Source organism: Novibacillus thermophilus (assembly GCF_002005165.1).
Taxonomy (GTDB): Bacteria; Bacillota; Bacilli; order Thermoactinomycetales; family Novibacillaceae; genus Novibacillus; species Novibacillus thermophilus.
Window position 1 is genome coordinate 608,766 of the sequence record NZ_CP019699.1, and the last position, 20,297, is coordinate 629,062.

18 protein-coding genes and 1 pseudogene are annotated in these 20,297 nt (G+C 53.1%); 16 read left to right on the forward strand and 3 right to left on the reverse strand.

What is annotated here, in order from left to right; genetic code table 11:
- Nucleotides 1-7 precede the first annotated feature (7 nt).
- Together B0W44_RS03060 and leuB are read left to right on the forward strand one after the other, a co-directional pair.
- Entirely contained in the window at nt 8-1,576 is a 1,569-nt protein-coding gene (locus B0W44_RS03060) for a 2-isopropylmalate synthase (RefSeq protein ID WP_077718719.1), read from the forward strand.
- Between the two features lie 110 nt (nt 1,577-1,686).
- Nucleotides 1,687-2,766 carry a 3-isopropylmalate dehydrogenase gene (leuB, locus tag B0W44_RS03065; RefSeq protein ID WP_077718720.1) on the forward strand — a complete coding sequence of 360 codons (1,080 nt, stop codon included), beginning with the start codon at nt 1,687-1,689 and terminating at the stop codon, nt 2,764-2,766.
- A 57-nt stretch (nt 2,767-2,823) separates the two neighbouring features.
- Here leuB and trmB read toward each other — a convergent pair whose 3' ends face one another.
- The gene (gene trmB / locus B0W44_RS03070) at nt 2,824-3,465 is read right to left on the reverse strand and encodes a tRNA (guanosine(46)-N7)-methyltransferase TrmB (protein ID WP_077718721.1); all 642 of its coding nucleotides are present in this window, start codon (nt 3,463-3,465) and stop codon (nt 2,824-2,826) included.
- A 126-nt stretch (nt 3,466-3,591) separates the two neighbouring features.
- Here trmB and B0W44_RS17990 point away from each other — a divergent pair, with 126 nt between their 5' ends.
- On the forward strand, nt 3,592-3,741 hold the full coding sequence (locus tag B0W44_RS17990; RefSeq protein WP_169835338.1) for a hypothetical protein: 150 nt from the start codon (nt 3,592-3,594) through the stop codon (nt 3,739-3,741).
- Nucleotides 3,742-3,832: 91 nt separating this feature from the next.
- Nucleotides 3,833-4,243, forward strand: coding sequence for an Hsp20/alpha crystallin family protein (locus B0W44_RS03075; RefSeq protein WP_077718722.1), 411 nt, complete (start codon nt 3,833-3,835; stop codon nt 4,241-4,243).
- Between the two features lie 44 nt (nt 4,244-4,287).
- Here the strand turns inward: B0W44_RS03075 and sspI are convergent, their stop codons facing one another.
- Entirely contained in the window at nt 4,288-4,524 is a 237-nt protein-coding gene (sspI, locus tag B0W44_RS03080) for a small acid-soluble spore protein SspI (RefSeq protein ID WP_077718723.1), read from the reverse strand.
- A 141-nt stretch (nt 4,525-4,665) separates the two neighbouring features.
- Between sspI and B0W44_RS03085 the strand changes: the two genes are divergently transcribed.
- From B0W44_RS03085 to sleB, 10 genes and pseudogenes are all read left to right on the forward strand, one after another.
- The gene (locus tag B0W44_RS03085) at nt 4,666-5,319 is read left to right on the forward strand and encodes a potassium channel family protein (RefSeq protein ID WP_077718724.1); all 654 of its coding nucleotides are present in this window, start codon (nt 4,666-4,668) and stop codon (nt 5,317-5,319) included.
- 5 nt (nt 5,320-5,324) lie between these two features.
- Nucleotides 5,325-6,128 (forward strand): TrmH family RNA methyltransferase, encoded by an 804-nt coding sequence (locus B0W44_RS03090; RefSeq protein WP_228441634.1) that lies wholly within the window; start codon nt 5,325-5,327, stop codon nt 6,126-6,128.
- A 336-nt stretch (nt 6,129-6,464) separates the two neighbouring features.
- Nucleotides 6,465-8,038 (forward strand): annotated as a pseudogene (locus B0W44_RS03095) (Vga family ABC-F type ribosomal protection protein).
- 340 nt (nt 8,039-8,378) lie between these two features.
- Nucleotides 8,379-9,410, forward strand: a complete 1,032-nt coding sequence (gene pheS, locus B0W44_RS03100; RefSeq protein ID WP_077718726.1) for a phenylalanine--tRNA ligase subunit alpha — start codon at nt 8,379-8,381, stop codon at nt 9,408-9,410.
- 47 nt (nt 9,411-9,457) lie between these two features.
- On the forward strand, nt 9,458-11,857 hold the full coding sequence (gene pheT, locus B0W44_RS03105; RefSeq protein ID WP_077718727.1) for a phenylalanine--tRNA ligase subunit beta: 2,400 nt from the start codon (nt 9,458-9,460) through the stop codon (nt 11,855-11,857).
- 111 nt (nt 11,858-11,968) lie between these two features.
- Nucleotides 11,969-12,232 (forward strand): cell division protein ZapA, encoded by a 264-nt coding sequence (gene zapA / locus B0W44_RS03110; protein ID WP_077718728.1) that lies wholly within the window; start codon nt 11,969-11,971, stop codon nt 12,230-12,232.
- A 6-nt stretch (nt 12,233-12,238) separates the two neighbouring features.
- The gene (locus tag B0W44_RS03115; RefSeq protein WP_169835396.1) at nt 12,239-12,778 is read left to right on the forward strand and encodes a CvpA family protein; all 540 of its coding nucleotides are present in this window, start codon (nt 12,239-12,241) and stop codon (nt 12,776-12,778) included.
- A gap of 36 nt (nt 12,779-12,814) precedes the next feature.
- On the forward strand, nt 12,815-14,551 hold the full coding sequence (gene polX, locus B0W44_RS03120) for a DNA polymerase/3'-5' exonuclease PolX (RefSeq protein WP_077718730.1): 1,737 nt from the start codon (nt 12,815-12,817) through the stop codon (nt 14,549-14,551).
- Nucleotides 14,541-15,800 carry a D-alanyl-D-alanine carboxypeptidase family protein gene (locus B0W44_RS03125; protein WP_077718731.1) on the forward strand — a complete coding sequence of 420 codons (1,260 nt, stop codon included), beginning with the start codon at nt 14,541-14,543 and terminating at the stop codon, nt 15,798-15,800. Before polX ends, B0W44_RS03125 begins: the two co-directional genes overlap by 11 nt.
- A gap of 145 nt (nt 15,801-15,945) precedes the next feature.
- Nucleotides 15,946-16,683 carry a spore cortex-lytic enzyme gene (gene sleB, locus B0W44_RS03130; RefSeq protein ID WP_228441635.1) on the forward strand — a complete coding sequence of 246 codons (738 nt, stop codon included), beginning with the start codon at nt 15,946-15,948 and terminating at the stop codon, nt 16,681-16,683.
- 59 nt (nt 16,684-16,742) lie between these two features.
- Here the strand turns inward: sleB and B0W44_RS03135 are convergent, their stop codons facing one another.
- Nucleotides 16,743-17,102, reverse strand: coding sequence for a phage holin family protein (locus tag B0W44_RS03135; protein ID WP_077718733.1), 360 nt, complete (start codon nt 17,100-17,102; stop codon nt 16,743-16,745).
- A gap of 116 nt (nt 17,103-17,218) precedes the next feature.
- Between B0W44_RS03135 and B0W44_RS03140 the strand changes: the two genes are divergently transcribed.
- A complete protein-coding gene (locus tag B0W44_RS03140) occupies nt 17,219-19,594 on the forward strand; it encodes an endonuclease MutS2 (RefSeq protein WP_077718734.1) in 2,376 nt (791 codons plus the stop codon).
- Nucleotides 19,595-19,673: 79 nt separating this feature from the next.
- On the forward strand, nt 19,674-20,081 hold the full coding sequence (locus B0W44_RS03145; protein WP_077718735.1) for a DUF350 domain-containing protein: 408 nt from the start codon (nt 19,674-19,676) through the stop codon (nt 20,079-20,081).
- The last annotated feature ends 216 nt before the right edge of the window (nt 20,082-20,297 follow it).

The window sequence follows — 20,297 nt, forward strand, 5'->3', positions numbered from 1 at the left end:
CCGGAACATGCGCAAAGTGGACATTTTCGATACGACACTGCGCGACGGGGAACAGTCTCCCGGGGTGAATTTAAGTCAAGAGGAAAAGGTGGAGATCGCCCTCCAATTGGAGCGGTTAGGCGTCGACGTCATCGAAGCCGGGTTTGCGGCTGCTTCCCGCGGGGACTTTAACTCCGTCAAGAGAGTGGCGCAAACCGTCAAAAGACCGAAAGTGGTGAGCTTGTCCCGAACGGTTAAAAAAGATATCGATGCCGCGTGGGAAGCGCTGAAAGATGCCGAAAATCCCCGTTTGCACATCTTTATCGCGACCTCACCCATTCACCGTCAGTACAAGTTGCGCATGAGTAAAGAACAAGTGTTGGACAATGCGCGGGAAGCGTTGGCGTACGCCAAACAGTTTTTTTCCGAGATTGAGTTTTCGGCGGAAGACGCCGGAAGGACCGAGTTGGACTTTCTCGTTGAAGTCGCCGACATGGCGATTAAAAGTGGCGCCATTGTGTTGAACCTGCCCGACACCGTGGGGTATTTGAGTCCTGAGGAGTACGCCCACATCTTTAAGTACGTGTCGGAGAAAGTGCCGGATATTGACAAAATAACATTGAGCGCACACTGTCACGACGACTTAGGTATGGCGGTCGCCAACAGCCTAGCGGCAATAGAGGCCGGAGTCGGGCAAATTGAAGGAACAATTAACGGGATCGGCGAGCGGGCTGGAAATGCGGCCATTGAGGAAGTAGCGTTGGCTCTAAACACCCGTAAGGATTACTACTCTGCCATGACCGGACTGAACTTGAAGGAAATTGCGCGCACGAGCCGCCTCGTCAGCAAGCTGACTGGAATGTTCGTCCCCGGGAACAAGGCCGTCGTCGGAGCCAACGCATTTGCTCACGAGTCAGGGATTCACCAGGACGGTATGTTGAAGAACAGCACGACGTACGAAATCATGCGTCCTGAGACGATTGGCCTGTCCCAGAGCAATCTCGTGCTGGGCAAACATTCCGGGCGCCACGCCTTTCGCGACAAATTGCGCAACATGGGCTACCAGTTAAATGACGAGCAAGTCAACAAACTGTTTGAGCGGTTTAAAGATCTCGCAGACCGGAAGAAGACGATCAACGATGAAGACTTGATTGCCCTCGTGGAAGAGCGTTGGGGAGAACCGGAGGAAGTGTACAGCCTGGACTACTTTCATTTATCGTACGGCACGCAGTCCGTGCCGACGGCGACGTTGCGCTTAAACCACAAAGACGGCAAAAAGATCGAGGAAGCGGCTTGTGGCAACGGGTCTATCGACGCCATATACAAAGCGATTGACCGGGCGACGGGTGAACAAGTCGAGTTGGCCGATTACAAAATTAATTCGGTTACACACGGTAAAGACGCCCTTGGGGAGGTGTTTGTGCAACTGCGTCAAAATGAGCTGACGGTTCAAGGCCGGGGGGTCAGCACCGATATTTTGGAGGCGAGTGCACGGGCCTACATCGACGCCGTAAACCGGCTCATCGCCCGCCGTCGGGACCAAGAGACGCAGAAAGGAACCGCTTTGCCAGGGCAGGAAACAGCGACGATCAGTTGAGAAAACCTCTCAACAGTTTCGGTAGACAAAACAGTTTTAGCTTACGTTTCGGCAGACGGATGTCATTTTAGCGAAGAAGCTCATTCATGAGTGTTAGGAGGACCGGAATTTTGGCAAAAGAGAAACAGATAGCAGTTTTGCCGGGAGATGGAATCGGCCCGGAAATCGTCGACGAAGCGGTGAAAGTGCTGAAGCGCGTGGCACGAATGTTCGGCTACTCGTTCACGTTTCAGTACGGCTTGATCGGCGGAGCCGCCCTCGACGAAACAGGACAGCCGCTCCCTGAGGAGACATTGCACATGAGCCAAAAGGCAGACGCCGTATTGCTCGGTGCCGTCGGCGGTCCGAAGTGGGACGACAACCCGGGTGATTTGAGGCCGGAAAAAGCGCTGCTCGGCATTCGCAAGGCGTTGCAACTGTACGCCAATCTGCGGCCAGCGGCTCCCCATGAGCAGCTGATTCACAATTCAACCTTAAAGGAAGAAACAGTGCGCGGGGTCGATCTCATCGTCGTCCGCGAGTTGACAGGGGGACTCTACTTCGGGGAGAAAAAACGGGAACGGACGGAAGACGGGGAAGTGGCTGTCGACACGTTGGTCTATCACGAACACGAGATCGAGCGCATCGTGCGCAAGGCGTTTGAAATTGCTAGACTGCGACGGAAACGCGTGACATCAGTAGACAAAGCGAACGTGTTGGAAAGTTCCCGACTGTGGCGGTCTGTCGTGGAGCGGGTCGCGCCGGACTATCCCGACGTCACGTTGGAGCACATGCTGGTGGACAACTGCGCGATGCAGTTAGTGCGCCGTCCGGCGTCGTTTGACGTCATCGTCACTGAGAACATGTTCGGAGACATCTTGAGTGACGAAGCCGCTATTTTAACTGGTTCAATCGGCATGCTGCCGTCGGCGAGCCTCGGCGACGGCAACATCGGGCTGTACGAGCCGGTACACGGTTCGGCTCCTGACATCGCCGGTCAAGGGATCGCGAACCCCATTGCCACTGTTCTTTCCGTTGCGATGATGATGAAGTACTCCTTCGGCGATGAGGAAGCTGCTCGTGCCATTGAACAAGCGGTGCACAAAGTGCTCGACGCCGGTTACCGGACAGCCGATCTGGCCGGAGACGAGCACACCACTCTCACGACTGCAGAGTACGGCGATAAGATCGTCGACATGTTGGAGAAATAACCGAAAGGGGCTCTCACAAGCTGCAGGTCTAAGCTGTGAGAGCCCTTTTGCGTTCGTTTAAGTGCGCAAGCGCGCTTCAAACCGGTAGATGGGCTGGCCTTTTTTTGAAAACTTTTCTTCATACTCTGTCATAATGTTGTCTTCTCGCCATTCGCTTTCGTGTAAGTTCAGTGTAATGGCGCGGAGGCGGTAATCTCTGTCTGCCACTTGGTTCAGGGAATACTCAAAAAAGCCGGCGTTGTCCGTCTTTAGAAAGATTTCTCCGCCGGGAACGAGCAGCTGTTCGTAAATGGATAAAAAAGAGGGGTGGGTGAGCCGCCGCTTGGCGTGTCGACGTTTCGGCCACGGATCGGAAAAATTTAAATAAATGCGTTCCCACTTTCCCTTGTGGGCAAGAGATGGAAGGTCCTGCACGTCCATCCATAAAAACGCGACATTGCGGAGATTGAGATCAACGGCTTTTTTTACGCACTGCCACAACACTTCCGGTACACGTTCTACACCGACGTAGTTCACATCGGGGTTGCGTTGGGCCAAGGTCGTGATAAACCGTCCCTTTCCCGTGCCGAGTTCGGCGTGAACCGGGTGGTCATTCGTGAAAAAGTGTGACCAAGTCTGCTGTAATCGGTTGGGGTCGATAACGTACTGCGTTTGTGCCAGCAGCTTTTCCTCAACGCCCGGCTTGCGGCGTATGCGCATGTTAGACACCTCGTTTCAGCCTTTTATTATAGCAATTTTTAGGCTTGCACAACAGGCATTCGTCCACGCTATTTTCCGCCACTCTCCATACGTTAAAGAGAGAAGAGGTGGGAAGGAGGAAGGACGTTGAGTGCGAACACCAGCTTCTTCGCTGGCGGGTATTCGTGGATCTGGATTTTGATTATTTTGTTTTTCTTTTTCCTCGTGTTCTGGTGGGGATTCGGAGGTTTTGGCGGCTACGGGTACGGCTACGGTTACGACGGTCCATACTATTAAATCGCACACCGCAAAGGTGGAAAGAGCTTCCTGTTCCCGACAAAGGCAGGTCGCTCTTTTTGAGTCTTGTCGATATGAGAGGTGAAATGGGATGTCGAAACTGTTTCCCTGGTTGGACCACACACGGCACCACGCCGAAATGTGGGAAGATATGTTTCCCCCGTTTGGTCAGTTGTCCGACTTTGCGTGGATGAGACATGAACAGTACGAAACGGAAGACGAGTGGGTGTTTGTCATCGAAATCCCCGGACTGTCGCCGGATCATCAACTGGACATTCGGGCGATAAACGGCGAACTGTGCATAACTGGAAGAAGCAAGGAAAAAAGTGAGGCAGATTTAAATCAGGGGTACTGTGAATCGAACATGTCGTTTCGCTATGTGACGACGCTCCCCAAAGGGTTGCAGAGCGAGCGGATGGAAACGGAGTTGAACGGTTGCGTCTTAAGGGTTCGCATCCCGAAGCCAGAACCCTTCCTCCCCCCGGGAGTGCGACGGCAATGAAAGATGCGGGGAAGAGGTCAAAACTTCCCCCACATCTTGTTGCCTTAAATCGGTTTTTCTGCGTGATCCGGCAAATGGGCGTGCAAGGTGTCAATCAGTTGGCGACGCAAGTCGCTACTGATGTTTTCCCAAATTAATTCAAACACGACACCCAGGCCGGGCAGAAGTTTTTCCTCTTTTTGTTCGATGGAATCGGTGACCATGTCGCGCAATTCCTCCTGCGTCATATCGTGAATGTTGTGAATGACGGCTTTGCGAATACTGATGTTGTCAAGTCCCATCTAGGCAAACCCTCCTGCGTTAGTGTCCACCCCAGCAAACATACCTTGTTCCATAGTATGGCGAAGTCCTTGTGAAAATATAATTGCCGTCTGCTATAATAGTGGAGCAATAGCCGGGATATGTGAAAGGGGAAGCCCTGGATGAAAAAGCAGTTTGCCGTGATCGGTTTGGGCCGCTTTGGCGGCAGCGTGGCGAGGGCGCTGTGCGAGATGGGTTACGAAGTCCTCGTCGTTGACAAGAATGAGCAGAGAATTCAAGATTTTTCCAACATCGCAACCCACGCCGTTGTGGCGGATACCACCGATGAAGAGGCGTTAAATGCCCTCGGAATACGCAACTTCGACATTGTCGTCGTCGCCATCGGAGAGGATATACAGTCGAGCATCCTCACCACCCTCATCTTGAAGGAGTTGGATGTCCAAACAGTCGTCGTCAAGGCGCGAAACGCATTGCACGGAAAGGTGCTGTACAAAATCGGCGCGGACAAAGTGGTCTACCCTGAGCGGGATATGGGGATCCGCGTCGTCCACAGTTTGATCTCCCCAAATATTCTCGACATTATTGAACTGGCGGATGACTACAGCATCGTCGAAATACACGCAGGAGAATTTTTCAGCGGCAAAACGTTGAAGGACCTGGATATTCGAGCCAAATTCGGTTGCAACGTGATGGCGATTAAGAGCGGCGACCGCATCAATATTGCCCCGTTGGCGAGTGACCGCATCAACGAGGGAGATATTCTCGTCGTCATTGGCCACAACGATGACTTGCAGCGCCTCGAGGAGAAGGCGTAGTCGTGATGAATACTGTTGACATTTCGTCTCCGCACAACCGTACCTTAAAGCAGTGGAGGAAACTGCAACATAGCCGAAAGGAACGGTACCGCCGCCGCCAGCTACTCATCGAGGGCGAAAAGCTGTTCACTGAGGCTCGAAAAGCGGGTTGTCAGTTTCATGCAGTGCTGTGTGCCGAAACGCGTTCCCTGTCGGACGAGTGGTGGGATTGGGTACGGCGGGAGGGAATTCCCGTATACGTGCTGTCTCCGCCTTTGTTCCGCGACTTAATGGAGACCGACACGCCGCAAGGGACAGGGGCTGTCGTCGACATGCCCCAAGCTGCGTCTTTTGATCTACATAAGCAAAATTCCCTCGTTCTGTTGCTCGACCGCATTCAAGACCCGGGAAATCTGGGAACACTGCTACGAACGGCAGCAGCTGCAGGGGTGACGTTTGTCGGGCTGGGCAAAGGAACGGTCGACCCGTACAACCCGAAGGTCGTCCGCTCTGCAGCTGGAGCCATATTCCGCATTCCGTTTCAACAGGTCGATCTGGCGGAGTGGATCACGCGTTATCAGGCTGTGGGAGGCCAGGTCGTCGGAACGGCCGCAGATGCCGGCGAGCTGTACCACGCGGTTCGCTATCCTGAACGCGTCGCTTTGTTACTGGGCAACGAAGGGAACGGTCTAGCATCAGAGCTGCGCCGCATGTCCGACCGCAATGTGCAGATCCCGTTGGCTGAAGGGGCCGAATCGCTCAACGTGTCGGTCGCCGGCGCAGTTCTACTGTATGAAATCGTCCGTCAACGCGGGGGTGTGAGTAAATAAAGGATGCAAGGACTGGAATACTGTCTGGCTGACTGGGGATGTCGTGATTTTGACAAATAGTTTTCAGTTGTTTAAGATGACATCAAACGGATGGAAAAGGGTGAACGTTCGCAACATGAGGTTCTAATCCTATTTTGAACGCAACGGATGGAAGGTTTCGCGAAGCGGAAGAGACGTCCGCTATCGTTTGTGTTGCCTTCAAATGCGTATTCAGAATAGGATTGGACGCGATTATTTGAATGGGCCAATACAGTTTGTCTGTGCTCACTCGTTTAGCGCCTCCTATTCTGAACAGGAATGGGAGGCTTTTTATATCCAAAAAGTGGAGATGATCGCATGGCCTTATTGGAAGCCCATCGCTTAAAGATGTTTGAGAGAGATCGGATGTTGTTTGATGTAGACCATCTGCGCATTTATCCGAACGACCGAATAGGCTTAGTGGGGAAAAATGGCAGCGGGAAAACGACGTTACTCATGACGCTCGCTGGGCTTAAAAAGCCAGAGGAAGGTTCGGTCACCGTCCGCGCGTCGTTTCAATACATGCCCCAGTTCAAGGGAAAACACGGTACGAAAAGTGGCGGAGAACGGACTCAGAAATACCTGATTCACGCCCTTTCTAAACAGCCGGAACTGCTCCTCTTGGATGAACCGACGACCCATTTGGATACCAACCATATCGAATGGCTCGAAAAAAAGCTGTCCCGTTGGCCGGGGCCTTTGTCGTCGTCTCCCACGACCGAGCGTTTTTAGACGCGATATGTACGGCCATTTGGGAGATTGATGCGGGTAAGGTGAACATCTATGCTGGGAATTACACTGACTATGCCAACCAAAAAGAGTGGGAGCGCAAGCAACACCAACTGGCCTATGAAAAGTATGTGCAGAAGAAGAAACAGTTGGAAGAAGCGTTACGGCTAAAGGAGCAAAAGGCACAAAGGGCCGCGAAGGCGCCCAAAAACGTGAGTGCATCCGAAGCCAAAATCACTGGAGCCAAGCCCTACTTTGCCAAAAAACAAAAGAAACTTCACCAGACAGCCAAATCGATTCAAACCCGGTTGGAGAAGTTGGAAAAAGTGGAAAAGGTGAAAGAAGAGCCCCCTGTTAAAATGGATGTGTTACATGGGGACACCGTCAAGGGTAAAATTGTGCTACGGGTGAAAGACTTGCCAGGGTTGATGGGGAGCCGTTTACTGTGGAAGCCAGCCAGCTTTGAGGTACGGGGTGGTGACAAGCTGGCCGTTTTGGGACCCAATGGGTGTGGGAAAACGACCCTGTTGAAAAAAATCGTCAAGCAAAGGGAGGGTGTCTCTCTTTCGCCGTCTGTCAAACTGGGCTATTTTAGTCAGGACCTTACCGTTTTATGTGCTGAACAGACCGTATTGGACAATGTCCGTTCTACTTCCAAGCAAGATGAAACCTTGATCCGCACCGTTTTGGGCCGTCTCCATTTTATCCGAGACGACGTGTATAAACCGGTGGGGGTTTTAAGCGGGGGCGAGCGGGTGAAGGTGGCCTTGGCCAAAGTTTTTCTCAGTGATGTGAATGTGTTGATCCTGGATGAGCCGACGAATTATCTGGATATTGCGGCCGTTACGGCCCTGGAGTCCCTTTTGAAAGAATATGAGGGCACCCTCATCTTCGCCACCCATGACCGGCGCTTGGTGCAAACGGTGGCAACGAGAATCTTAACCTTTGAACAGGGGGACATCAAACTGTTTGACGGACCCTATCGCCACTATACAGAGCGTCACGCCCGGAAAAACGGGGATGAGGACAAGGAGAAACGGCGCCTTCTGGTTGAAACCAAACTGACGGAAGTGCTGAGCCGGCTAAGCCTAGGTCCGTCAGAAGACTTGGAACGGGAGTTTGAAAGACTGTTGGCTGAGAAAAAGAGATTGGAAGGAGAATGAGGGGGACCAGAGATCTTGCATAATGTGACAGGTTGATCTATACTGGTAGACAAATTTGAACAGAGAGTAACGGCGAAGAAGGAGAAGGGTGCCGGTACTTGCTGCCAGGGAAGGGGTGTCGTGGACTGGAAGCACCCCTCGGAAAAAGGCCGGACACGTTCCCTCCGGAGCTGTCCCTTGAACGGTCTTGAGAGGATCAGTAGGGGGAACCGGACGATTCCGTTATGCGAATGAAGTGATAAACGAGGGTGGTACCGCGGCCTTTCGCCCCTTTTATAAAAGGGGCGAAAGGCTTTCTTTGTGTGACCTTGCAAGTGAAGTTTAGAAGGAGGAGAAGGGCATGAAAGAACAACTGACAGCGTTGCGAGCAAGGGCGATGGAAGCTGTTCGACAGGCGGAAACGGAGCAAGAACTGTCCGAAACCCGTGTGGCGTACTTGGGGAAGAAAGGGGAATTGACGCAATTTTTGCGTCAAATGGGACAACTTGCGCCAAAAGAGCGTCCTGCTGTCGGGAAGCTTGTCAACAGTATCCGCCGTGAATTAGAGGAGGCCGTCTCCAGGAAAGAAAAAGAGCTGAAAGAACAGGCTCTGGCAGAACAGCTAGCCCGGGAAAGTGTCGACGTGACGCTGCCGGGCCGCACGTTCGATCAAGGGAGCATCCATCCGTTAAGCAGTATAGTCGAACAAATCGAAGACATTTTTATCGGAATGGGATTTCAGGTGGCGGACGGACCACTCGTCGAGTGGGACTATTACAACTTTGAAGCGATGAATATGCCGAAGAACCACCCGGCCCGCGATATGCAGGACACGTTTTACATTACAGAAGACATTCTCATGCGCACCCATACGTCGCCCGTACAGGCGAGGACGATGGAAAGCCGCAAAGGAAAACCGGTTAAAGTGATTTGTCCCGGCTTTGCGTTTCGCCGGGACGACGATGACGCCACCCATTCTCACCAGTTTTCGCAAACAGAAGGGTTAGTCATCGACAAAAATATCGCCATGAGCGATCTGAAAGGCACACTAACGGAGTTTGCCCACAGGATGTACGGAGAAGACCGGCGAGTCCGCTTTCGCGCCAGTTACTTTCCGTTCGTCGAACCGGGGGCCGAGATGGACGTGTCCTGTGCAAACTGTGGCGGAGACGGATGCCATGTGTGTAAAAAAACCGGGTGGATTGAGATATTGGGCGCAGGTATGGTACATCCCCGGGTGCTGGAAATGTCCGGCTACGATCCAGAAAAGTATACCGGTTTTGCGTTTGGCATGGGGATTGAGCGGGTGGCGATGTTAAAGTACGGCGTAGACGACATCCGCTACTACTTCAACAACGACCTCCGTTTCTTGCGCCAGTTTGTCTCGTTGTAACGAGTTGTAGTAGAGGAATTTTCAGTGTAGTACGAGGAGGAATGACGATGCGCGTATCCAAGGAATGGTTATCGCAGTACGTGAATATAGACGGTATCCGTGTAGAGGAAATAGCTGAAAAGTTGACACAGGCCGGTGTGGAAGTTGACACGGTAGAGAAGCGTGACACGGGCATCCACGACGTCGTCGTGGGGTATGTCCTGAGTGCGGAACAACACCCGAATGCTGACAAATTGAAAGTGTGTCGTGTAGACGTCGGGGAAGATCGTCCGGTGGACATTGTGTGCGGCGCTCCCAATGTCGCGGCCGGGCAGTATGTTCCCGTGGCCAAAGTCGGTGCCACGCTCCCGGATTTCAAAATCAAGAAGGCAAAACTGAGGGGCGTCGAATCGAACGGGATGATTTGCTCTGCCAGCGAACTCGGACTGGACAATAAAATGTCCGACGGCATTATGGTGTTAAATGGAAAATGGGAACCGGGGACCGATGTTAAAAGCGTCTTAGGAATGGATGACGAAGTGTTGGAACTCGATCTGACGCCGAACCGTTCCGACTGCTTGAGCATCATCGGTGTTGCCTATGAAGTGGCCGCACTGTTTGACCGCGAACTAAACATACGCTACAGTGAACCGCTTCTGGGAGAGGCGGAGTTGCCGGCAAAGGTAGAGTTGGATGCCGGGGAAGACTGCACGCTCTACACTTTGCAAGTATTGCGAAACATCCAAATCGCCCCGTCACCGCAATGGATGCAAAACCGTCTGATAGCGTCTGGGATTCGCCCGATTAACAACGTCGTCGACATTACAAACTACGTCATGCTGGAGTACGGGCAACCGCTACACGCTTTTGACTACGACAAGGTAGCGGACGGCACGATTGTCGTTCGTCACGCCCGGAAAGGGGAGACGTTTGTCACCCTGGACAACGTGGAACGGGCGCTGGACGAATCGATGATGTTGATTACAGACGGAAGCAAGCCGATCGGCATCGCCGGCGTCATGGGGGGCGCCAACTCTGAAATTAGTGACTCGACCCGGACGGTTCTGATTGAATCGGCCTACTTCTCGCCGCAGTCGATTGGCAGAACGTCTCGCAAACTTGGCTTGAGATCCGAAGCGAGTGCACGTTTCGAGAAAAGTGTCGATCCGACGCGCGTATTGCCGGCATTGCGCCGTGCGGCACAGTTGATGTGCGAGTTGGGTGGAGGTGAGGCCGCGTCTGAAGAAGTGGTGGCTGAAAAAGGGAAACACGCGCCATCGACGGTCTCAATGCGCTACGAGCGGATGAATCAACTGATCGGGGTAGACATCGACAAACGGGAAGTGACATCCATCTTCGACCGGCTCCGCTTTGATTACGATGACAAAGGTGAGCGAATTGAAGTCCACGTCCCGACACGCCGTCCCGACATATCCATTGAAGCTGACTTAATCGAAGAAGTGGCCCGCCTGTTCGGGTACGAGCGCATTCCGGTGCGGTTGCCGACGAGCGAAACGGAGATCGGCTCCCTGACGAAGGTCCAGTCTTTAAAACGCATGTTGCGCCGGACGATGCAAGGTTTGGGTCTGTTCGAAGTCATGACGTACGCTTTTACGGCACCGCACAAAAATAGGGAAATTGAGTCGCTGAACGCAGGGATGCGCGAAATACGCCTGCAAATGCCGATGAGCGAAGAGCGAAGTGTGCTCAGAACCAGCTTGTTGCCGGGATTGCTCGAAGTGGCGCAGTACAACATTCATCGCCGGGAAGAACGAGTCGCCATTTTTGAAATGGGGCGAACATTCGCGACGGAAGAAGCGGAGCTGAGCAAGCTTCCACAAGAGGAGGAGGAGTTTGCCGGACTGTTGTGCGGCCCGTTCATGTCACCCGATTGGCTGGAACAGAAGAAGCCCCTCGATTTCTTTACGGTAAAAGGGTTGCTGGAGGCGCTATTTCAACGGCTCGGCATCAGGGGCATCGCGTACGAACAGGCGTCACCGGAAGGTTTTCACCCTGGCCGAACAGCTGAAGTAAAGCTGGACGGCGAGGGGATCGGGTACGTCGGGCAGTTGCACCCGCAACTTGCCGCACAGTACGACCTTCCCGAAAGTTACGCATTTCAGGTGAAACTGTCTCCCGTTTTGCAGGCGGCAGTGGAAAATGAGGTCCGTTACCGTCCGTTACCCCGCTTCCCGGCCGTGACCCGCGATTTGGCCGTAGTCGTAGACGAAGACGTGCCGGTGAGAGCACTGGAAGACACCATCTGCGACGTGGCGAAAAGATGGTTGGAATCTGTGACGGTATTCGACGTCTTTACAGGGGAAAAGATCGGGAAGGGGAAGAAGAGTGTCGCTTTAGCCCTCGTATTTCGCGACCCGAACCGCACCCTTACGGACGCAGAAATTAACGAGATGCACGATCAGATCGTTCGCCAATTGCACGATAAACACGGTGCCCAATTGAGGTAACCCCGTTCGTGCGTCTATTCTTGACGAAAGGGAAGGAATTGGATAGGGTAGTAGCGAACGAATAACGTGAAAAGCTCGTTATGTTCTGTAGCGGGGAACGGAGGGGCAGTCGTGAGCGAAGAGAAGAACCGTTTAACCGTATCCATTTATGGGAAAAATTATACAATTGTAGGAGATGAAAGCCCCGAGTACATGCGTACACTGGCGGGATACGTGGATGAAGTGATGCATCGGGTCGGACAGGGGAACACCCGTTTGGATACGTCCAAATTAGCCATTTTAACAGCGTTAAACATCGCGAATGACTACTTTCGCCTGCGTCAAAAATACGAGGAATTGGAAAACAAGCTTAAGAACGGAAAAAATCGTTCGTGAATGCCGATGAACCTACTTGACATCGTGGTGTTGTTACTGCTTGCGGGAGCCGTGTTGAACGGGTTGCGCCGCGGATTCGTCTTGCAGATCGCCAGTCTGATCGGATTTGTTTTGGCTTTAGTGATTGCTTTTCGCTTCAGTGCGGATCTCGCAAACGGACTCGGAGAAGTGGTCCCCGTCACGAGCCGTGACGGGGAGACACCGTCGTGGCTGTCATTTTTGCCGCTAGACGCCGTGTTGTACCGGGTGATCGCCTTTGTGCTCCTGTTTTTCGGAACGAAATTCCTTTTCCGCCTTATTGCCGGAATGCTTCACCATGTGGTGAAGCTGCCCGTTTTAAACACTGTGAACCGGTTGGCCGGCGTTTTCCTTGCGCTCGTTCAAATCGGGATCATTTTGGTAATCGCCATCAACGCACTCCAATTCATCCCCGGGCCGAAAATGCAATCCCTCTTGCAAGAGTCGTGGTTTGCCACATGGGTGACGAATACAACCCCTGCCCTGACCAGCTGGTTGAAAGAGTGGATACTTTCGCCGAAAACATAATATAGGTAGCCGAGCAGCCGATGGGAGGGAAGGCCTTTGCCCAGTCATCGCGACATCGCTGAGATGTTGTTCGAACTCGCCAACTACATGGAGATCGACGGTGAAAATCCTTACCGGGCCAATGCGTATCGCCGTGCGGGACAGGCTGTAGAACATTTAAAGCGGCCCTTAGAGGAGATAAAAGAAGACTTGCAATCGGTAGCGGGAATCGGGAAAGGCACGGCTGCTGTCATTCGCGAGATCATAGAGACCGGTGAGTCGTCGCTTTTAAACGAGTATCGCGAAAAACTGCCGAAAGGATTAATGTCTCTTCTGGAACTGCCCGGTCTCGGTCCCAAGTCAGTCAAGACGCTGTACAAAAAGCTGAACGTTACCAATGTGTCGGAACTGGAACAGGCCATTCGCCGACAACAGGTGCGGACTCTGCCGGGATTCGGCGCGAAGTCGGAAGCCAAACTTTTGGAAGCCATCCAACGAGCGGGAACACGACCGGAACGGCTTCCCCTGGGGCATGTTCGGCCTGTCGCTGAAGAGGTATTGACTCAGATTCAATCGATTCCCGAAGTCGTTCAAGCGAGCCTCGCGGGCAGCATTCGCCGCATGGAGGAAACGGTCAAAGACGTGGACATCGTCGTCGCGACGGAACAGCCGGATCACGTTGCGAGAGAAGTTGCGTCCCTCCCTGCGGTCGAGGAGGTCGTGAACCGCGGAACGACGAAAGTGAGTGTTCTCGTTGCGGCGGATTGGCTGGTACAAGTGGACGTGCGCATCGTGACACCGGAGCAGTACGCCACGGCACTTCACCACTTCACAGGGTCGAAAGAACACAATGTGCGCATCCGTCAAATCGCAAAAGAAAAAGGATGGAAAGTGAGCGAATACGGAGTCGAACAGTTGGCGGACGGCCGGACGTTGACGTTTGACGAGGAAACCCACTTTTACAACGAGTTGGGATTGCCGTATATACCACCTGAGTTGCGGCAGGGGAAGGGAGAGACAGAGGTCGGCCTAGAGCAAGGATTGCCCGACCTCGTCGCGGAGAAAGATATTCGCGGCGATTTGCACGTGCACAGTCAGTGGAGTGACGGGCACTGTACGATTCGGGAAATGGCCGAAGCGGCAAAATCGAAAGGATACGAGTACGTTGCCGTGACCGACCACTCCCGTTCCCTCGTCATTGCCGGCGGATTGAGCGTTGAGGACTTGATGAAGCAGCGAGAGGAGATTGATCGGGTCAACCGTGAACTGGATGGCATTACCGTGTTAGCGGGAGTGGAAGTGGACATTCTTCCCGACGGGCGTCTAGACTATCCGGACGACGTACTCGAGCAGCTCGATGTCGTCATCGCGTCTGTGCACAGTGCGTTCGGACAAGATGAGCGGACGATGACGAAGCGCATTTTGCGAGCGGTGGAAAACCCGTACGTCCACGTCATCGCCCATCCGACAGGACGGCTCCTCAACCGGCGTGACAGCTACGCCCTCAACTTGCCGGAAATTTTTAAACGGGCTGCCGATACAGGAACGGTGTTGGAACTGAACGCGAACCCTAATCGCCTGGATTTGAACGATCGCCATTTGAGACAGGCTGTGGAGGATTACGGAGTGACGATTGCTATCAATACCGATGCTCACCGGGCAGAACATCTCCACTTGATAACATACGGCGTGGGAACAGCGCGCAGGGGATGGCTGACTCGGCACCACATTTTGAATACGTTGACATTGGACAAGCTGGTAAAACGGTTGAAAGGAAAAAATCATGGTTCGTAAACTTCGCGACGTCACACTTTACGTACTCCTGTTCGTACTGGCGGTCCATCCACACCGGTCGTTTGCGGAAGGGGAGGCAGGACCGCCTGAATTGCAAGCGGAAGCCGGGATACTGATGGAAGCACAGTCCGGTCAAGTGTTGTACAGTCGCAATCCGGATCGACCGATGTACCCGGCCAGTATCACGAAAATATTGACCGGCATTATCGCCGTTGAATCGGGACGGTTGAACGAGGTGGTCACGGTATCGAAAAATGCCGTTCACGCAGGCGGTACCAGGGTCTACCTCGAAGAAGGTGAACAGAAACCGCTCATTGATTTAGTGTACGGTATGCTCATCAACTCGGGGAACGATGCAGCGGTGGCCGTTGCCGAACATTTAGGAGGGTCGGTGGAAAAGTTTTCGGCCATGATGAACGAGAAAGCCCGGGAACTCGGTGCCACCAACTCACATTTTGTGAATCCCAGCGGGATGCCAGACGAAGATCACGTGACAACGGCCAGGGATATGGCGCTAATTTCCCGTTATGCGATGCAGAATGCGACGTTCCGAGAAATCGTCGGGACGAAAGAATACCCGTGGGAGGGAGAAAGTTGGCAGCCCGGGCACATCGTGAACCACAATCGCCTGTTGTGGGAGTACGACGGCGCGACCGGAGTGAAAAACGGCTATACCGAAGATGCACAACAGACGTTTGTCGCCACGTCTGAACGCAACGGACAACAGCTGATTGCCGTTTTATTAAAGGTTCCGGGTTCGGCTGACAATATGTATCGCGACTTGACGGCATTGATGGATTACGGTCACGAGACGTTTGCGACTCACCGCTTAACCGTCGATGAAGATTCCCTTGCCGGCCTGACTGTAGAAGGCCAAGAAGTGACGGGACAGTTTAAAGAGGACAACTCCTACATCACGTTGCCGAAAGGGGCTTCAGTGGAGACGGTGGAGCAAGATTTCGTCCTGCGCCGGGTGACGCTTCCTATCGAAAAGGGGGAGGAAATCGGCGGCGTTCAACTCACGTTCGATAACGAAGTCCTTAAGAGCATCCCGGTCATTGCAGCGAACAGTGTGGCGAATGTGTCGGCGAGGAGCGAGGAAGAGACGGAGCTGGCGGGATTCCCGTGGATGCTGTGGTTCATCAGCTTGTTGGTCGTTTTTTGGTGTTTACTCTATTTCAGAAGGCAGTGGAAACAGAGACGACGCGTGCGTGCCCGTTTCCGAGATTACCGCTCTTACCGCGGTTAGCCCGAAAAGCGCATAGGAACTCCATCAACTAGGGATAATACTGTCATACAGTGATGTGACTTTCCTGCAAGAAAGGTTGATGTGAGTGGATAAGCGCAAAGTCGTTTCCAGTCTGCTGCTCGGCATATTTCTTACTGCTTGTTTTTTGGGAGTGTACGTGAATACGAACGTAGAGTCGGCATCCGCTTTCGGCGATGAAGTGCTAAAAGTGGGAGCTGAAGGTGGCGACGTGTACGAGTTACAGGGGAGGTTGAAACTGCTCGGGTTTTACACCGGAAAAGTCGACGGCCTGTTCGGCTGGCGAACATATTGGGCGACGCGTCATTTTCAGTACGAATTCGGATTAAATGTGGACGGTGTTGTCGGCCCTAAAACAAAACTGAAGTTGTGGCAGGCGACGAAACATTGGCGACCGAAAGAACATGAGGTGCCGCCTGAGAAACGCTGGAATGCTCCCCAAACGAACCAACAGCAGGAGCAGCAGCAACAGCAGCCGAAGAAGACGGTGCTCGAAAACAGCGCAGGCTTTTCAGCCAACGATATCCGTCTCATGGCAAATGCCGTGTACGGGGAATCGAGAGGGGAACCGTACATCGGAAAAGTGGCGGTTGCCGCTGTGATTTTAAACCGGCTGGAAAGCGAACTGTTCCCGAACAGTCCGTCGGAAGTGATCTTTGAACCGGGCGCGTTTACCGCCGTGGCAGACGGACAAATATGGTTGACGCCAGATGACGAGGCGGTAAAAGCAGTGCGCGATGCCATTAACGGTTGGGACCCGACGGACGGGGCACTGTACTACTACAACCCAGCAAAGACGACAAACAGTTGGATTTACAATCGTCCCGTCATTAAACGCATCGGCAAGCACGTGTTTGCCAAGTAATGAAAGGCGCAAGAAGAAGGACACTGCATCCTCTGCAGTGTCCTTCTTTCGGGATTGGGTTATTTTTCAGCCCGACTTGGCGCATCGAACCGCGCTTTCGTCGGAATGAACAAATCGATGACCCCGATCACTAGCGCCGCCAGCAACGCTCCGATGATACTGGCGCTCACGCCACCTACGATAAACTGTGTCACGTAGATCACCACGGCGCTGACGAGAAAACCGACAATACCGCGGGCGTACGGAGAAATATCCCGTCCCAAGAACGTTTCGATTAACCAACCGAGAGCAGCGATGACGAGTGCTGCCAGAAACGCACTGCCGAAGCCGTTCACTTCGAAGCCAGGTACTAAAAACCCGACGATCCACAACACAATAGCTGCTACGATAAAGCGAACGATGTGGCGTACAATCGTCATGCAGTTCCCTCCTTTTCGTGGATGTAGCATTATCCTTCCCTTTCCTGGAGAAATCTATGTTTTTCATTTGCCTCCCCATTTGTCTCGCATTATAATGACAGCGAGGAGTGACGCCATTGGACACACGGGATTTAGACGCACTGGAGTACCAAAAAGTCATTGAACAGATTCAGCCGTTTGCCTCCTCCCGTTTAGGTCGGGAGAAAGTGAGGCAGCTGCTTCCCGTTCATGCGTTAGCGGAGGTAGAAGAGTGGCTCGCCGCGACGGAAGAGGGGGTAGAGGTGCTGCGACTCAAAGACAGCGTCCCCCTCGGCGGTATACGGGACATCCGTCCGCTTTTGAAGCGGGCGTCCATCGGCTCTGTTCTAACCCCTTCAGAATTGCTGGATATTGCCGGAACCATTTCCAGCGGAAGGCGGTTGAAGCGTTTTCTGCTAGATGTCGTGGAAAAAGAAAACGCGACACTGCCGATCATCACCCGTTTAGCAGGGCAAATAACGAACTTGAAGCATGTAGAAGAGGACATTGAACGTGTCATCGACGACCACGGCGAGATCGTCGACCACGCCAGTGAAAGGTTGCGTACAATCCGCAGCGCGATTCGCCAGACAGAGCGCGACATTCGCGACAAGCTGGAACAGATGCTGAGAAGTACCCGTTACAAAGAGATGCTGCAGGAGGCGATCGTGACGCTGCGCGGTGAACGTTATGTCGTACCGGTGAAACAGGAATACCGTTCACAGTTTGGAGGAACGGTTCACGATCAGTCGGCTTCAGGTGCGACACTGTTTATTGAACCGGATGCAGTCGTCAGTTTGAACCACCGATTGCGTGAGTGGCGTCTTCAAGAAGAGCGGGAAGTGGAGCGGCTGTTAAAGGAACTGACGGCGAAAGTCGCAGAAGTGCACGATGAACTGCAAGGAAATGTCACAGCGTTGGGAGAGCTTGATTTCATATTTGCGAAAGCCGCATACGCTCGCCACGTGAATGCCACCCGCCCCCGTGTGAATGTAGACGGTGTCGTGCGCTTAAAACGTGCGAGACATCCGCTCATTCCGGACGAAAATGTCGTTCCCATCGATGTGGACCTCGGGGACCAGTATACGGCCTTGGTGGTGACCGGTCCGAATACCGGAGGCAAGACTGTGACGTTGAAGACGATCGGGTTGCTGACACTCATGGCCATGTCAGGCTTGTTCATACCGGTAGAAGAAGAAAGCGAAGTCGCCGTGTTTGACAACGTGTTTGCCGACATCGGCGACGAACAGAGCATTGAACAGAACTTGAGCACCTTCTCCGGGCACATGACCAACATCGTGCGCATTCTTACGCATTTGAGCCCCAACAGTCTGGTCTTACTTGATGAACTGGGAGCGGGTACCGATCCGACAGAGGGGGCTGCTCTCGCCATCGCTCTGTTGGACGACATTCAGCGGCGAGGGTGTCGCGTTGTCGCCACCACGCACTACAGTGAATTGAAGGCGTACGCCTACAATCGTGAGAATGTGATGAACGCTAGTGTCGAATTCGATGTTGAAACGCTCAGTCCGACATACCGTTTGCGGGTGGGTGTTCCGGGCAAGAGTAACGCCTTCGCCATCGCGGAGCGGCTCGGTCTCCCCCGACACATCATCAAAACGGCGCAAGAACAGTTGGGCGCAGATGATAACAGCGTGGAAAACATGATTGCTGCTTTGGAATTCAACCGTAAGAAGGCAGAGGGGGAACGAGAAGCTGCCGCCGCCTTGCGCCGCGAAGCCGAAGCACTGAAAGCAAGCGTCGAACGAGCACAACGAGAGCTAGAGCGTGAACGGGAACGCTTACGTATGCAGGCTGAAATGGAAGCGCGCGAAATTGTGAAAAAAGCGAAGCGTGAAGCGGACGCCGTCATCGGCGAGTTACGGCAGTTGAAAAGTACTCCGCAAAACGTGAAAGACCACCAGCTCATCGAGGTCAAAAAGCGCTTGGATGCACAAGAGCCTGAAGTCAGCAGGCCGTGGAAAAGGGCGGAAGGAACGGGTGGAAAACGAGTGAAACACTCTCAACTGAAGCCGGGAGACGAGGTGTACGTCCGTTCGCTCAATCAAAAAGGGCACGTCGCCGACGTCTTAAGCCGCGACGACGTGCAAGTTCAACTCGGCTTGATGAAAGTGACAGTGCCCATCCACGATGTGGAACTAGTGCAAACTCCCGGCGAAAAAGAAGCGGCTCCGATGACGAGCGTCACCCGTGCGGCAGAAGATGTGCGTCCGGAACTGGATCTCCGCGGGAGTACAGTTGAAGAGGCTATTATAGAGACGGATAAGTATTTAGACGATGCTGTATTAAACGGGTTGCAGAGAGTGTCCATCATTCACGGGAAAGGCACAGGGGCTTTGAGAACAGGAATACACAACTATTTAAAGTCACACCGACACGTGAAACAGTTCCGCCTCGGCAGGCAGGGAGAAGGTGGATCGGGAGTGACGGTCGTTGAATTAGGCGAATCGTAGTGAAACGGAACCGTCGCTTTTTCGTATAAGTATTGATGAGCTGCAAATGTGAGAACAAGTGGTACGGGTGGGATTCGCAGTGAATACTTTTTGGGAGAATCCGTATATTGAAACGGCGGCTTTTTACTCAGTGGCCATCGTGTCACTCCTCCTGTCCCTCGCCGTGTTTGAGCTGGCGACGCGCTACCGCAATTGGCATGAAATCAAAAACGGCAACATGGCGGTTGCTTTGGCGACAGGCGGGAAAATTTTTGGCATTGCCAATGTGTTCCACTACTCGATCGCGCACAATGACACGATGTGGGAGGCCCTTGTATGGAGTATTTACGGTTTCGTTCTGCTCTTGGTCGCTTATTTCTTGTTTGAGTTTCTGACGCCTGCGTTTAAAGTTGACGAAGAAATTCAGAACGACAATCGCGCTGTCGGTCTCGTCTCCATGGTGATATCTGTGTCGCTGTCATTCGTCATCGGCGCCAGCATAAGGTGAGCCTATTCTGTCGGCTGGTGCCGTCAGCATGTCAGCGCGTATTTTCAAGAAAGCAGGGATACTGGTGAAAAGACTGCCTCGTATACTAGGGTTGATCGCACTCATTTTTTTCGTAGTCGGATTTCTGTACTTCCTCCTCAACGGTTAATTGATGTGACAGTGATGAAAACGGCAGCCTTTACTTGAGAGGCTGTTTTTTTTGCGCCGAATGAGGGT